Below are 13,813 nucleotides of genomic sequence, written 5' to 3' on the forward strand. Positions count from 1 at the left end.
AGAGGCGCCCGTGACACCGCCGAACCATCCGGAACGTGTGTTCGATCGTCTCGCGGCGTTCCCGCCCGCGCTCCGTGCGGCGTGCGCGATCGTCACCGAGGACGACGCGCGATGGTCGCCACCGGGGGGCCCGGCCTGGTCGATCGCCCAGATCGCCCTGCACCTGCTCCTCGAAGAGCGCCAGGACTTCCGACCCCGCCTGCTCTCGACCCTCGCCGACCCGGACGGCGCCTGGGCGCCGATCGACCCAGAAGCCGCCGTCGCCGAGCGGTGGGGGACAGATGTGACGCTCGGCTCGATCCTCGACGACTTCGCGCGCGAGCGTGCGAACTCGATGGTGCTCCTGCGTGCGTTGCCTCGCGAGGACGAGTCGCTCTGGGCGCGCGCGCACCATCACCCGAAACTCGGCCCGATCAGCGCCGGGCAGCTGCTCTCGTGCTGGGCGGCGCACGACGCGCTGCACCTGCGTCAGATCGCGAAGCGCCTGCACCAGCTCACGGCGCGCGACGCGGCTGGGCTCGACCTGTCCTACGCCGGGTCGCTCTGACGAGCCGTCAGTTGCCCCCGCTGATCCGCAATGGCTGCACGGTCACGCGCGGGTTGCCGATTGTCCCGCGCACGCGATACGACGCGATTTGATCCGTGATCGCGCCCAGCGCCCGCCCGACGCCCCCGAGCATGCCCTGGATGCGTTCGAGGGGGCCCGCGTTGACCGTGAGGTCGAGCGCGCCGTCATAGCCGATGGTGCCCACGTTGTTGCGCCGGCCTCGCACCGTCGCGACCTGCGTGACCACGTCCAGGTTGGTCACGAAGATGTGCTCGGGTCGGACGTCGAACTCCATCGCCGCCTGATCGGTGAAGTCCGACCGGCCGGTGATGCGGTCGAGCACGCCGAAGGTGCTCATGATGCCCGTGATCAGCGGGATGGACACCAGCCGCCCGTCGCGGATCGAGACCACGCCCGAGCCGTGCAGCGTCTCGCGCATCGCGACGGTGCTGGCGCTGATGCTGCCGTGGCTTTCCAGGATCCCCGCCACCCGCGGCGGCCTCCCCTCCGTGGGTCGCGCGCGCAGCGCCTGCTGGATGTCGATCTTCTCGACTCGCCACTCCGCCTTCCCGGGGCGCGACTCGTTCGCGAAGTCCATCCACGCGTTCTCGACCGTGATGCGCCCGCCCAGTGTGTTCACGACGACGATGGGCAGCTCGCCGACCCCGTCGGCCAGGCGCGCGCCCAGCTGCGCGCTGCTGATGGGGAAGGTGTATTCGCCAAAGGCGATGTTGAACTTCTCGAGGTCCATGCGCCCGTTGAGGCGCGACGAGGCGAAGTCCCGGATCGGCACGAGCCCCGACGCGGTGATCTTCAGGTCGCCGCGCGCGTCGTACCTCCGAAGGAAGGTCTGGAGCTGCGGCGCCAGCGTCGGATAACTCTCGTCGTCCAGACGCGTCTCGAAGGTCAGCCGGCGGAAATCCGCGACGAAGTTGTCCAGGTCGAATCGCCCGTCGAGCGCGAGGTTGAACACCGGGGCGCGGTTCGCCTGCAGCGCGATGGCGTACCACGCTCCGGTCTCGCCCTCCTCGTTCGCCGGCTCGATGTCCAGGTCCATCGACAGCCCGCGCAGCTCCATCGGCGGGTCATCGCTCGCGGGCGTGAACAGCACGCTCCCGTTCTGCAGACGAAGCTCGCGCAGCCGGAGCACATTGCTCAGTTTCACCTCGCTCGGCGCGCTGTCCTGCTCCTGAATCCGCTGCTGTCGCACGAACGGAACCAGGCCCTTGAACCCGCCCGACTCGTCCTGCACCAGATTCAGTTCCGGATCGATCAGCGTGATGGTCGTGATCTCGAGGGGCTGGCCCATCCGGGGCGTGCGCGCCAGATCGATCTGGATCGTCGGCGCGTCCACCACGCGCGTCCCGTCGGGCGCCGTCAGCGTCGCCTGATGCAGGATCAGCGTGCCCGGCGCACGGAACTCGAACCGTCGGAACTCGATCCGCGGCACGAGGTAGTAGTTCGAGATCGTCACCACCTGCTGCGCGATCCAGTTGTCCAGCCCCGACCCGCCCCTCACCAGCAGGAACACCGCGGCGCCCACGCCGATCACCACGAGCAGCGCCACGGCGGCCAACGCTTTGAGCACGACTTTCATGCCGATGGGTCTCTCTCTCGCGAGTCGGGGGTCCGGGTCTCTCGTATTGAACGCGTGGGACGCCCCGCGGTTCGGGGGACGCGATCAACAGCCGCCCCCCGCTGCCCGGGGCGGAGAAAGACACTACGATCGGCCCATGTCACGCGGCCAGACCACCCCGACGATCGAACCCGCTCCCTCCGTCCCGAACGCGACGCGCAACGGCGCGCTCCACCGAGAGGCGCCCCTCGTCACCGTCACCACCGGAGCCACAGTGCCTACCCGATCCCGACTCCTCAAGAAGCCCGTGAAGCGAGCCAAGGCCGATCGGGCCGCCCTCGTCGTCAGCAAGCCACCCATGGCCGCCTCAGCAGACCGCCATGTCCTCTACGAGCACGCCGTCCAGTGCGTCGAGGCAGAGATCGACTTCGTCGACGACACCTTCAAGGACCTCCGCGGCCGACGCGCCAAGCTCATCCGCGAGGACTTCTGCGGCACCGCCAACACCTCCTGCGAATGGGTCCGCCGGCGCCCCACCAACCGCGCCATCGGCGTCGACCTCGACCAGAGCGTCCTCGAGTGGGGACTCGCCAACAAGGTCGGCAAACTCAAGCCAGCCCAGCGCGAACGCGTCGAGCTCATCCACGCCGATGTCCTCAGCGTCAAGACAGAGCCAGTCGACGCCGTCCTCGCCATGAACTTCTCCTACTGGCTCTTCACCACCCGCGACGCGCTCCGGGGCTATTTCAAAAAGGTCCGCGACTCCCTCGCCCCCGGCGGCATGTTCTTTCTCGACTGCTACGGCGGCTCCGACGCCCATAAAGAACTCCGCGAGAAGCGACCCATCGAGTATCCCGGCGGCGAATTCACCTACGTCTGGGACCAGGCGCGCTTCGACCCCATCACGCACCTGATGGAGTGCCACATCCACTTCCACTTCGCCGACGGCTCCAAGATGAACCGCGCCTTCTCCTACAAGTGGCGCCTCTGGAGTCTCCCCGAGCTCCGCGAACTCCTCGCCGAGGCCGGCTTTGCGCGCTCCACCGTCTACTGGGAAGGCACCGACGACGACACCGGCGAGGGCGACGGCAACTTCGAGCCCGCCGAGCGGGGCGACGCCGACCCGGCCTGGATCTGCTACCTCGTCGCCGAGCGTTAATCCGGCCCGAATCGCTCAAAAATCCCTTGCGTCGCCGCCGGGACCGGGTATTCTGGATTCTGGACTGTCCCGTCCACCAGCCGGAGGTTCCGCATGCGCATATCGACCAAGCCGTTCCTCGCCGCCCTCGCCCTCGCCGCGTGCACGAGCGCCGCGTTGTCGCAGGTCCGCGTGACCCTCGTTCGCATCGACAACGGCTACCTGGTGCCGGCGAACGATCCGGCCTTCAACCCCGCGCAGTGGGAAACTTACGAGGTCTGGTTCACCAGCGAGGAGCCCGGGCTGCGCCTGGTCGGCGTCCACCTCGACCTGAACGCGCAGTTCTACCAGCACCCCACGAACGACTCGATGTTCCCCCAGGACGAGACGGTGTACGCCGCCGTCCCGAGCGCGCGCTTCGACTCGTTCATCGACATCCCGGGCCTGACCCCGGCGCAGATCACCCCGGTCGGCCTCTTCTGGACGCCCACGGTGTTCAACGGCAGCTGGTTCGGCCTCGCGCCCGCGTCCTCGTACCCGCTCCTCACGCAGAGCCAGGTGCGCGTCGCGCAGTTCACCGTTGCGCCGGGCACGCTCAGCCGCATCGATGTCGTCACCCAGGGCAACGCGACGGTGCGCCGACAGGACAACTCGCAGACCATCTACTCCCTTGAGACCTCGCTCTCGCTCCCGCCCGGCTCGGTCGTCGTCCGCGAGACCGGCGATCACGCCGACTCCGCGCTGACCCTCGACGTGAACTGGCTCTGGGAGGGCGGGCCCCTCGGCTTCGACGGCGACGGCAGGCTCCGCGTCTTCTTCCCGGCGTCGCGCGTGCAGTCCATCGACGCCGTCACCGGCCCGTGGACCGCGCGAAAGGTCTATCTCAACGGCGTCTTCGGCGTCCTCGCCGAGTCCACCTTCACCATCGACGACGACGCCATCGGTTCATTCTCACTCGCCTTCACCAGCGGGTCGTCGCAGCGCGACCTCCGCTACACCAGCGGCCTGGGCGAGTCTGACTTCCGCCCCTTCGGATACTGGGCCCCCGTCGCCTCGGCGCTCCTCGCGGGCGACACCAACGACGACGGCGTCGTCGACTTCGCCGACCTCAACAACATCCTCTCCGATTTCGGCGCCGCCCCGTCCTCGTGGCGCACCGACTTCGACGCGTCAGGAACCGTCGATTTCGCCGACCTCAACGCGGTGCTCTCCGCGTTCGGGTCCTCGGACTGACCAGTACACACTCAGCAAAGTGCGGTTCGCTCCGGAGGTAGCACCATGAGGAAACCACTGTCACTCCCCGCTATCGCGGTGGGTCTGGGCTCGCTCGCGGCGCCCGCCACACTCGCCGGCGATCCGGACTTGTATCTGATTCCCACCTGGGTCTCGATCGACAACACCTTCCGCGTGCCCCAGGGCGCCGGCTTCGATCCGGCCGAATGGCGTACCGTCGAGTTCTTTATCTCCGGCGCTAACTGCTCGGTCACCGGACTGCAGTTCAATATCGCGAATGTGCCGACCTACCAATCGCCCGGCGGCAGTGCGTCGCCATTCCCGCTGCCAGTCAGCGGCTACGACGACAATCCGCTCTCTCGCTACGACAGCGCGCTGCGACTCCCCACCGTCAATCCCTCTAACACGCTGCTCGTCGGGTCCTTCAACTGGACCGCGACGAGCATCAACGGGTTCATGTCGATCGCTGTTCCCGTCGAGCCCCCGGCGCTCAACGGCGCCCGCTCGATCGGGCGCCTGACCATTCCCGCGCAGGGCAACGTGTTCAGTTACTTCTTCAACACCATCGAAGGCATCACCTGCTTCTGCGGGCTCGGCGGCGCAACGAGTCCGCTGTCTGTGCTGCTCATTCCGAACTACAGCATCTCGATGACGATGCGCGAGATCAACGACCAGCACGACGAGTTTATGGACCTCGAGCTCTCGTTCCAGGATTTCGTCAACGATCCCAAGTTCGTGCCGCAGGTCCCCGTCGATCTCTTCATCCCCGCCTCGCGCGTCGTCTCTGCCTCTATGCTCGCCGCCCCCGCCGGGTGGTCAGTCCAGAAGGTCTACCGCGAAGGCGAGTTCGGCCTGCGCCTCCGCTCCAGCGAGCCGGTCCCGAGCGCCCAGCCCGTGGTCGTCGTCCTCCGCGCGACCCTCGCCAACGCCGGCATCACGCGCGATGTCCGCTACCCCGACACGCTCAGCGACTTCGCGGTCTACGCACCCTCCTTCGGATACTGGGCGCCGGTCGCCGACTCGCTCCTCGCGGGCGACACCAACGACGACGGCGTCGTCGACTTCACCGACCTCAACAACATCCTGATCGACTTCGGGGGCCCCGCGTCCTCGTGGAGGACCGATTTCGACGCGTCCGGAACCGTGGACTTCGGCGATCTCAACGCCGTGCTCGCCGCCTTCGGGACCTCCGGCTGACCGGCGCCGACCGCGCTCTCGACCAGCCCCCAGCGCCCTCCCCATCCGGAGGGCGCTTTCGTTCCGGCATCGTTCGCCCGGCTCCGGGCTATGATGCCCCGGTCGCGGCACGAAACCCCTGATGACCGTCTCCACCAGCCCTTTCGACGCCTTCCATCACTTGCTCCGCCCCGAGCACGCCACTGTTGCCGCGCTCGTCCAGGACGCCCTCTCGCGCGTCGAAGACCTCTTCGCGAAGCAGATCTCCTCGCGCCTCGAGCCCGTCCAGACACTCTGCCGCCACGTCGAGCGGTACCGGGGCAAGATGCTCCGTCCCACGATGGTCATCCTCTCGGGCCTGGCCTGTCGCCCCGACGACGACGCCTCCCTCCCGGTCGGCGAGGTCCCACTCCCGGGGCGCGTGAGCGACGAGCACATCACCATCGCCGCCGTCGTCGAGATGATCCATGTCGCCACGCTCGTGCACGACGACGTACTCGACGAAGCGGCCACCCGTCGCGGCGGGCCCACGGTCAACAACCTGCGAGGCAACGAGGCCGCGGTGATCCTCGGGGATTACCTCATCTCCAACGCCTTCCACCTCTGCAGCCAGCTCGACTCGCAGACCAGCTCGCTGCTGATCGGCGCCGTCACCACGCGCCTCTGCGAGGGCGAGCTCCTCCAGCTCTACCACCGCGACGACTTCGCCCTCGACGAGAAGACCTATTACGAGATCGTCGAGCGCAAGACCGCGGAGCTGATCGGCGTGGCGACCGAGCTGGGCGCGAAGTTCGCCGGCGCCTCGGCGCGCACCCGTCGCCGGATGCGCGACTTCGGCATCAAGCTGGGCGTCGCGTTCCAGATCCAGGACGACCTCCTCGACCTCACCGGGCGCGAGGATGTCGTGGGCAAGTCCGTCGGCAAGGACCTCGAGAAGGGCAAGCTCACCCTGCCCCTCATCCACCACCTGACCGTCGCCGACGCGCCCACGCGCGAGCGGGCCCTCGCCAACCTCCGCTTCGCCGCCCGGGGCGACCACGACCAGGGCCGCGAGGCCGACCTGCTGGCAGCCCTCCACGCCACCGGGTCCATCGAGTACGCCCGCCAGACCGCCCAGCGACTCGTCGACGAGGCCAAGACCCTCCTCGAGGGCTCCGCGTTCGGTCCGGCGGCCACCCTGCTGGTCGCGATGGCCGATTCCGTCGTCGCTCGGGCCCGCTGAGCAACCCCTGCTCGCCCCCGACCACCCCCCCGGGGCCCCTTCGAACGAGACAACCGCCCCGGTCCGGGCCTATGCTCCGGCCCCTGTCGCCCGCCGGCTTGTCTCGCTCGGCGGGCCCAATGTCCACGACGGAGACACCAGCATGAGCCGTTTCTCCCGCTTCGGCGGCCCCTCGTCCAACAAGATCGTCCGCAAGTCCGGCAAGGGCAAGTTCTACGTCGACTACAAGGACGTCGACGAGCTCCGCCGCCTGATGTCCCCCAACGGCAAGATCCTGGCGCGCAAGCGCATCGGCGCGTCCGCCGCCGAGCAGCGCATGATCTCTCAGGCCATCAAGCGCGCCCGCTACGTCGGCCTCCTGCCCTACACCTCCGCGACGCTCTGATCTCCCGACGCGAACGCGTCTGACCGACAAACAACAACGCCCGGCCCCTTTCGAGGCCGGGCGTTTGTGCTTTTCAGCGTTGGATCCGCCGGCTCAGTTGCAGTCGACGCCGAAGTTGGAGAGGACCTCGTTGAGGTCGGAGAAGTTGACCACGCCGTCGCCGTTGAGGTCGCCCGCGAGGCCCATGCCCGACTGGCCGAACTGAGACAGGACGGTGTTGAGGTCGGTGAAGTTGATGACGCCGTCGCCGTTGGTGTCGCCGTCGCAGGGGGTCATCCCGGCGATGATCTCGAACGCCCCGACGAGACTCGCCGACCCGTCGAAGTTCGCGACGCTGATCGTGCGGAGCCCGACAGGGGCGCCCGGGGCGATGGTGAGCGACAGGCCCGTGACCGAGGTCCCGCGCGGGTTGGGGATCGGCGCGCCCGACACGGTGACGCCCGTGCCCGACACGGTGAACTCGCTGGGGCTGACGACGTTCTTGAGGTTCGTGCCCGTGATCGTGATCGGGACGACCATGCCCTGGCTGCCGCTGCCGGGCGTCACGCCGTCGAGGGTGGTGGTGGCGCCGAAGACCACGACGTTGATCGTGTCGGTCGCCGACTGCCCGTTCGAGTCGGTCAGGCGCATCGTGAGGGGGTAGGTGCCGTTGGACACATAGGTGAAGTTCGTCGACGCGGTCGCGAGCAGGTCATAGATCCCGTCGCCGTCGACGTCCCAGTCGTAGCCGGTGGTGAACAGCGTCGCGCCGACCTCGTTCGCGCGCGAGTTGACGTTGCCGATGAAGAAGCAGGGCTTGTTGGCCTCGCAGCGCTTGTTGATGCCGGCGATGGGGAAGGGGGGCGCCAGCGAGCTGGCGACGCGGATCGTCATGTCGTACAGCTGCACGACCTGGTTGACGAGCAGGTTGGGCCCGACGTCCACCACGCGAACCGTGTACTCACCGGCAGGCAGCGAGGGGATCGTGATGACCTCGGACTGGCCGGCCGGCTGCGAGTTCGCCTGGAACAGGATCGTGTTCCCCGTCGAGTCGCGCAGCTCGACGTCGAGGTTGCCCGCCTCGTTCGCGTTGACGCTCGAGGTGGAGCCGCTGCAGCCCGAGGACTGCTGGCCGTTGGTGTAGATGCCGCCGGTGGGCGTCACGGTGATCGTCACCGGCTGCGCCGACGAGAGCGTGAAGCGGAACCAGTCGTTGTTCGTGCCGTTGGCGATGTTGAAGCTGTTGGTCGACAGGCGGCGCTCGATGACCGAACGCAGCGCGGGCGAGGTGAGGTTGCCGAAGTTGCGCGCGTTGGCGGCGTTGATGTTGCCGGCGAAGCGGTCGCCGTAGTTGCGCTGCCCGAAGCGGATGTCGTCGATGAGCTGCTGGTCAGAGCCGGTGAAGATCGACGGCTCCATCAGCTTCGTGCTGTTGCAGGGCACGCTGTGGATGGCGCCCAGCCCGTGGCCGTGCTCGTGCGCCATCGTGTTGCGGAAGAAGCGCCAGTTGCTGCCCGAGTTGTTGAACGAGTTGATGAACGAGGTGTTGACCGCCATGTCGCCGCCGCCAACGCCCGCGAGGGCGGCGGTGGGGAAAGCGTTGTACGCGAGCACGCCGAAGGTCGTGCCGTAGGGGTACCCGCCGATGCGGATGTCGCCGCGCGTCGCCACGCGGAAGCTGGTCTGGTTCATCGCCACGTTGTCGTCAGCGACCTCGGTGTAGCGCAGACCCGTGTTCGCGCGCCACCCGGCGAGCGCCTGGCGGATGAGTTCGCGCCCGAAGTCGAGCCGGTTCGGGTTGCCCTGGCCGATCGTGCTCGCGTTGATGAGCATCGCGTTCAGCGCGTTGGGGCCCGTGCCGAAGCCGACCGACGAAAGCCCCCATGTCGTCCCGTCGGCAGGGAACGAGTACGTCAGGTTCGCAGGAACGGCCTGACGCGCCGGGCCCGTCACGCCCTCGCCGACCCACACCGTGTTGTCGGTGAAGAACTGGGGGATCGCGAAGCCCTGCTGCGTCGGGGGCAGCAGGCCCGTCATCTCGATGATGTCGTTGAGCTGCTCCTCCGTCACGTCCGGCGTGTAACAGAAGATCGTGTGCGCCGCGGCGTTCATCATGAGCGCGTTCTTGCGAAGCAGCACCCAGTCGCCCACGTTGGCGACATCCGCGACCGCCACCGGCGCGCTCCCGGTGACGGCGCCGGCCCCGGCGAGCCCGGCCGCCTGAGCCACGCCGACCGAGCCGCACGCGGCGAGAATCGCCAGAATCACGACACGACGCCCACCGGGGGCGGTATTCACGCACTGATTCATTGCTTTGCCGTTCCTTGCTTTGAGGCGGAGAGCCGGCGCCTTGGGGCACGGACGCACACTCCGCGCAGACAGAAAATCGAGACCTCCGCTCGGGCGGCTCGGTCGCCGCCCTCTCCAATCTAAATCATGCGCCAAGACTCGCCAAGCGAATTCCCGGGGAAATTCCGAGATTGCGAAGATCGCGCGTCAGATTCGGGTTATGGGCGGGTCCGGTCACGACGCCGCCGACACGCGATCGACCTCTTCCAGCGTCGTCGCCCCCCGCGCCACCAGCACCCAGCCCGACTGCGTCAGCGTCGTGAAGTGCCCCTGCTCAATGATCCGCTTGATGTCCGCGATCGTCGGCTTGGTCAGGATGATGTCGCGCAGCTCGTCGCTGACCTCCAGCACCTCGAAGATCGCGCGCCGCCCGCGGTACCCCGTCCGCAGGCACTTCGCGCACCCCGTCGCGCTGAAGATCTCGTTCTTGCCCTCGAGGTACTTGCCGATGCGCGTCGACTGCCCGGGCGTCACGCGCACCGGACGCTTGCAGTGGTCGCACAGCACGCGCACCAGACGCTGCGCCACGACCAGATCCAGCGCGTTCGCCACCAGATAGGGCTCCAGCCCGAGGTCGATAAGACGGAACACCGCGCCGATCGTGTCCTTGCTGTGCACCGTGCTGAACACCACGTGGCCCGTCATCGACGCCTGCATCGCCACGCGCGCCGTCTCTTCGTCGCGGATCTCGCCCACCAGGATCACGTCCGGGTCCTGGCGCAGCACGCTCCTCAGGATCGACCCGAACGTCGCGCCCTTGCCCATGTCCAGCGGGATCTGCGTCACCTTGTCGAGCTGGTACTCCACCGGGTCTTCGATCGTGATCACGTTCCGACGGTCGCGGTCGATCTCGCGCAACGCGTTGTACAGCGTCGTCGTCTTGCCCGAACCCGTCGGGCCGCACGCCAGCAGCAGCCCCGAATCCTGACGGCACACACGCTTCACACGCTCCAGCATGTAGGGCGGGATGCCCAGATCATCCAGCGACCGCGGCGTGTCGCGCGTGTCCAGCACGCGCAGCACGAGTTTCTGCCCGTGCACGCTCGGCGTCAGACTCGCGCGGTAATCCACGCGGCGATCCGGGAAACGCGCCGCGAAGTGGCCGTCGTGCACCGCGTCCCGACCCGCGGTCTTCATGTGGCACGCCGCCTTCACCACGCCCGTCGCCAGCTCGCCGATCTGGGGAGGCAGCGCCGCGATGTTCACCATCTGCCCGTCCACACGGAAACGCACCGAAGAGCTGTCGCCCTTGGGCTCGATGTGCACGTCCGTCGCGCGCGACTTGCTCACCGCCTGCAGGATCAGGCGAACCGCCAGAGACCCGCCCGTCTCGGTCTTCAGGGCGTCCGAGCCCTTGCCCCGCGCGTCGATGATCGCCACGCGCTCCATCGCGTTGGTGTTCCCGGTCAGCGTCTCGATCAGCTTCACCAGGTCCTTCGCCCACGCCGGCAGCATCCCCGGGCGCAGCAGCACGTCGTCGCCCGAACCGGACTCCGTCTCGGTCGCGACCACGCCCTCCGACGCGGCACGCTCCCGCTCGCGCGCCGCCTTCGCCGGGCGCACGGCCTCTCGCGCCGACTCTCGCAACGCCGGGGTGTGCGTCTCGTCCATCGACGAGGAGTCCAGCCCGCCAGCCGACTCCATCACGAAGACGTGCCGGCCGATCTGGATCCGGTCGCCCTGCTTCAGGGTCCGGTCCTCAGCCGGCTGGTCGTTCACGCGCGTCCCGTTCCGCGATCCCAGATCCCGGGCCCGGTACCCGCCCTTCCCGTCCGGCTCGACCGTGCAGTGGAAGCGGCTGGCCAGCTCGTCCTTGATGGGGACATCGTTGTCCGGGTGGCGACCGATGGTGATCGCCTTCGCCCCCAGACGCAGCCGCTGGGAGAGGGACCCGTTCGGATCGAAGATTGCCAGTTCGAAGCCAGACATACGCAAGCCCCCTCGCCCACAGGCCGGAGGGACCCGTCCCTCGTCGTTCGACCCTGAGCCGCAGGAAAAAACCGCCGACAACCGCCGGGCGACCGTGCCCGAGCATACTCCAGACTACCAGTACGCCCGGAAGGGTCAAGGCGATCCTCCGTCGAACCCAGTTTCTACATACCTGCGAGCATGCCGCGGGCCTCGGCTCAGACTCCACGGCGCCCTCGCCCCGGGAACTCGGTCCGTCCCGCGGCGGGGCCTCTGCCATTCCCGTGATCAGTGTGCGTCGTCGTTCCAACACAGCTCTGTGAACACGCTCGGAGGACGACGCCTTCGGATACCTTGAACGGATGAACACGATGACCAGGAGCCCCGGCAGCGCGGCGTCCGCCATGCTTCTCGTCGCATGCTGCGGGCTCGGCGCGTGCAGCGCCCCGCGCAGCTCGAATCATCAATGGCCCCAGCATCTGGACGCGGTTGTCGCGGCGCCGCGGCACCATCGCCTGCTGCTCGAGAACGATCGGGTGCGCGTACTCGACACGATCATCAACCCGGGCGAGGTCGTGCCGCTCCACACGCATCGCTGGCCGGCCGCGTACTACATCCTCTCCAGCGGAGACTTCGTGCGACGGGATGCATCGGGGGTGGTGACGCTCGATTCGCGCGAGTTGTCCGAGCAAGCAGCGCCGGGAAGCGCTCTCTGGTCGTCAGCGCTCGGTCCACACACGCTCGAGAACGTCGGACAGTCGGTGATCCATGTCATCAGCGTTGAAGTCAAGGATCCTGAGTGATCGGGACGCCGCACCCGCCGGGTGCAACTCAGAAACGACAACCCGCGTCGTGCGATCCGGGGGTTCTCGACGACCGGAGCACAGTGGCTGGTGATTCCGCGGCCGAAACCGTCCGTGCTATCGACAGGACACGTGGCGCAAGTCTTTGCTGACCAATCAGTGCGCGATGTCGCAGCCGGGTTGCCCTGACCCGTACGTTGGCGAAACGCCGCGAAGCGCCGCCGCGTCGTTCGCGCCTGCCGCTGGGATATACAGCAACCGTGAATACCGGGGAAACCCCTGAACGCATCGACGGTCAACGCCGCCGACCTGGAGTAACCCCGGGAAAGTGCTGGGTACGGCGACGCGCCGCGATAGTGACGCTGAGACTCACTCTCTCTTCTTGCAGAGCACCGAACAAACGCGTTCTTGTAGGTGCAGAATCGATACAATAAAGCGAGAAACGCTTCGGTGATATGAGCAATGTCTTTGCACATGGACACCCCTTTGAGAGGAAAAGCAATGCGCGCATTCAAGGCACTCATGTTGGTGACGCTCCTCCCGTTCCTGTCGCTGCAGTTCGGCTGCGCGTCGACGCCCGACCTGCCCCCGGCGGCGCGCGAAGGGCTCTCCGACATCTCCGGCTCGCTCGATGACGCGGGCGCGAGCGTCAGGGCCGTCGTCGACACGCTCCGCAGGATGGAGAACGCCAGCGGCGACGCGAGCGCGCTCCTCAAGGAGTACTCCGATCGAGTCGTGGCCATGGATCGCACGCTCGACGCGACCCGCTCGCGTCTCTCCAACATCCGCGGCCCGGAGAGCTTCTTCGAGTCGTGGAAGGCAGACATCGCCGCGATCTCGAACACGCAGCTCCGTCGTGAAGGCGAAGATCGATACGATGCCGTCCGCACCGAACTCGACCGGGTCAACGCCAAGATCGACGACCTGCGCGATTCCTTCGCCCCGATGCATCGCAACATCACCGAACTCGCCAAGTACCTGAAGGATGACCCGACTCTCTCAGGGCTCGAGCGCTCAGCGACCACCATCCGGCGCACGCTCGGCCAGCACCGCGAGGTCAAGGCCAAGTTCGACGATGTCCAGCGAACGATCGCCAGGCTGATGTAAACGAACCCGCAACCCATCCAGACTCGACCAGCGCCCGGCAAAGCCGGGCGTTTTTTTTCGGCTTCGTCGCCGCAGCCGTCGTCGCATTCCACAAGACTGAACCGAGGAGCGAAGACGCCGAGATGGCCGGTGAGGCCGCCCGCGCGAACCCCGGCGAGCGCCGCGAGGGCGCGCCGGCGCGCGGGCGTGTAGAACCCGCGCGTCCGATGAACAAGGCCCGCGTCCCAACGGGACCGGGCCTTGACATGCTGCGCAGATCTCATGAAAGCGGGTGACCGGAATCGAACCGGCGACATTCAGCTTGGGAACCAGAATGCACCCCCCAAAAAACCCTCAAGAAACGAGTGCTTCGTTACCACCCCCAGCAGTATTCCCAGCGGTCAGGCCGGG

The 13,813-nt window shown here is 67.5% G+C and carries 11 protein-coding genes; 8 read left to right on the forward strand and 3 right to left on the reverse strand.

Annotation, left to right across the window (positions count from 1 at the left end):
- The first annotated feature begins 37 nt into the window (after positions 1 to 37).
- Entirely contained in the window at positions 38 to 547 is a 510-nt protein-coding gene (locus tag KF684_13410) for a DinB family protein (protein ID MBX3353923.1), read from the forward strand.
- A 7-nt stretch (positions 548 to 554) separates the two neighbouring features.
- Here the strand turns inward: KF684_13410 and KF684_13415 are convergent, their stop codons facing one another.
- On the reverse strand, positions 555 to 2,144 hold the full coding sequence (locus KF684_13415) for a hypothetical protein (protein ID MBX3353924.1): 1,590 nt from the start codon (positions 2,142 to 2,144) through the stop codon (positions 555 to 557).
- Positions 2,145 to 2,280: 136 nt separating this feature from the next.
- Between KF684_13415 and KF684_13420 the strand changes: the two genes are divergently transcribed.
- The 5 genes from KF684_13420 (at position 2,281) to rpsR (ending at position 7,277) form a co-directional block, all read left to right on the forward strand.
- Positions 2,281 to 3,282 carry a methyltransferase domain-containing protein gene (locus KF684_13420; GenBank protein ID MBX3353925.1) on the forward strand — a complete coding sequence of 334 codons (1,002 nt, stop codon included), beginning with the start codon at positions 2,281 to 2,283 and terminating at the stop codon, positions 3,280 to 3,282.
- Positions 3,283 to 3,375: 93 nt separating this feature from the next.
- Positions 3,376 to 4,494: a hypothetical protein gene (locus tag KF684_13425; protein MBX3353926.1), complete on the forward strand. Its 1,119-nt coding sequence runs from the start codon at positions 3,376 to 3,378 to the stop codon at positions 4,492 to 4,494.
- A 45-nt stretch (positions 4,495 to 4,539) separates the two neighbouring features.
- Positions 4,540 to 5,691, forward strand: a complete 1,152-nt coding sequence (locus tag KF684_13430; protein MBX3353927.1) for a hypothetical protein — start codon at positions 4,540 to 4,542, stop codon at positions 5,689 to 5,691.
- Positions 5,692 to 5,812: 121 nt separating this feature from the next.
- On the forward strand, positions 5,813 to 6,892 hold the full coding sequence (locus tag KF684_13435; GenBank protein ID MBX3353928.1) for a polyprenyl synthetase family protein: 1,080 nt from the start codon (positions 5,813 to 5,815) through the stop codon (positions 6,890 to 6,892).
- Positions 6,893 to 7,034: 142 nt separating this feature from the next.
- Entirely contained in the window at positions 7,035 to 7,277 is a 243-nt protein-coding gene (rpsR, locus tag KF684_13440; protein ID MBX3353929.1) for a 30S ribosomal protein S18, read from the forward strand.
- 93 nt (positions 7,278 to 7,370) lie between these two features.
- Here the strand turns inward: rpsR and KF684_13445 are convergent, their stop codons facing one another.
- Together KF684_13445 and tadA are read right to left on the reverse strand one after the other, a co-directional pair.
- Positions 7,371 to 9,554 carry a pre-peptidase C-terminal domain-containing protein gene (locus KF684_13445; protein ID MBX3353930.1) on the reverse strand — a complete coding sequence of 728 codons (2,184 nt, stop codon included), beginning with the start codon at positions 9,552 to 9,554 and terminating at the stop codon, positions 7,371 to 7,373.
- Between the two features lie 225 nt (positions 9,555 to 9,779).
- Entirely contained in the window at positions 9,780 to 11,534 is a 1,755-nt protein-coding gene (tadA, locus tag KF684_13450; protein MBX3353931.1) for a Flp pilus assembly complex ATPase component TadA, read from the reverse strand.
- 341 nt (positions 11,535 to 11,875) lie between these two features.
- Here tadA and KF684_13455 point away from each other — a divergent pair, with 341 nt between their 5' ends.
- Positions 11,876 to 12,316: a hypothetical protein gene (locus KF684_13455; protein ID MBX3353932.1), complete on the forward strand. Its 441-nt coding sequence runs from the start codon at positions 11,876 to 11,878 to the stop codon at positions 12,314 to 12,316.
- A 501-nt stretch (positions 12,317 to 12,817) separates the two neighbouring features.
- Positions 12,818 to 13,423 (forward strand): DUF2959 family protein, encoded by a 606-nt coding sequence (locus KF684_13460; GenBank protein ID MBX3353933.1) that lies wholly within the window; start codon positions 12,818 to 12,820, stop codon positions 13,421 to 13,423.
- Positions 13,424 to 13,813: the final 390 nt, after the last annotated feature.

It is taken from the genome of Phycisphaeraceae bacterium, from assembly GCA_019636675.1.
GTDB lineage: Bacteria > Planctomycetota > Phycisphaerae > Phycisphaerales > UBA1924 > JAHBXC01.

Bases quoted from the DNA above. Each gene is read 5' to 3' on its own strand.
- KF684_13415 (MBX3353924.1), bottom strand. From the start codon at position 2,144: ATGAAAGTCGTGCTCAAAGCGTTGGCCGCCGTGGCGCTGCTCGTGGTG.
- KF684_13420 (MBX3353925.1), top strand. From the start codon at position 2,281: ATGTCACGCGGCCAGACCACCCCGACGATCGAACCCGCTCCCTCCGTC.
- KF684_13425 (MBX3353926.1), top strand. From the start codon at position 3,376: ATGCGCATATCGACCAAGCCGTTCCTCGCCGCCCTCGCCCTCGCCGCG.
- KF684_13430 (MBX3353927.1), top strand. From the start codon at position 4,540: ATGAGGAAACCACTGTCACTCCCCGCTATCGCGGTGGGTCTGGGCTCG.
- KF684_13435 (MBX3353928.1), top strand. From the start codon at position 5,813: ATGACCGTCTCCACCAGCCCTTTCGACGCCTTCCATCACTTGCTCCGC.
- rpsR (MBX3353929.1), top strand. From the start codon at position 7,035: ATGAGCCGTTTCTCCCGCTTCGGCGGCCCCTCGTCCAACAAGATCGTC.
- tadA (MBX3353931.1), bottom strand. From the start codon at position 11,534: ATGTCTGGCTTCGAACTGGCAATCTTCGATCCGAACGGGTCCCTCTCC.
- KF684_13455 (MBX3353932.1), top strand. From the start codon at position 11,876: ATGAACACGATGACCAGGAGCCCCGGCAGCGCGGCGTCCGCCATGCTT.
- KF684_13460 (MBX3353933.1), top strand. From the start codon at position 12,818: ATGCGCGCATTCAAGGCACTCATGTTGGTGACGCTCCTCCCGTTCCTG.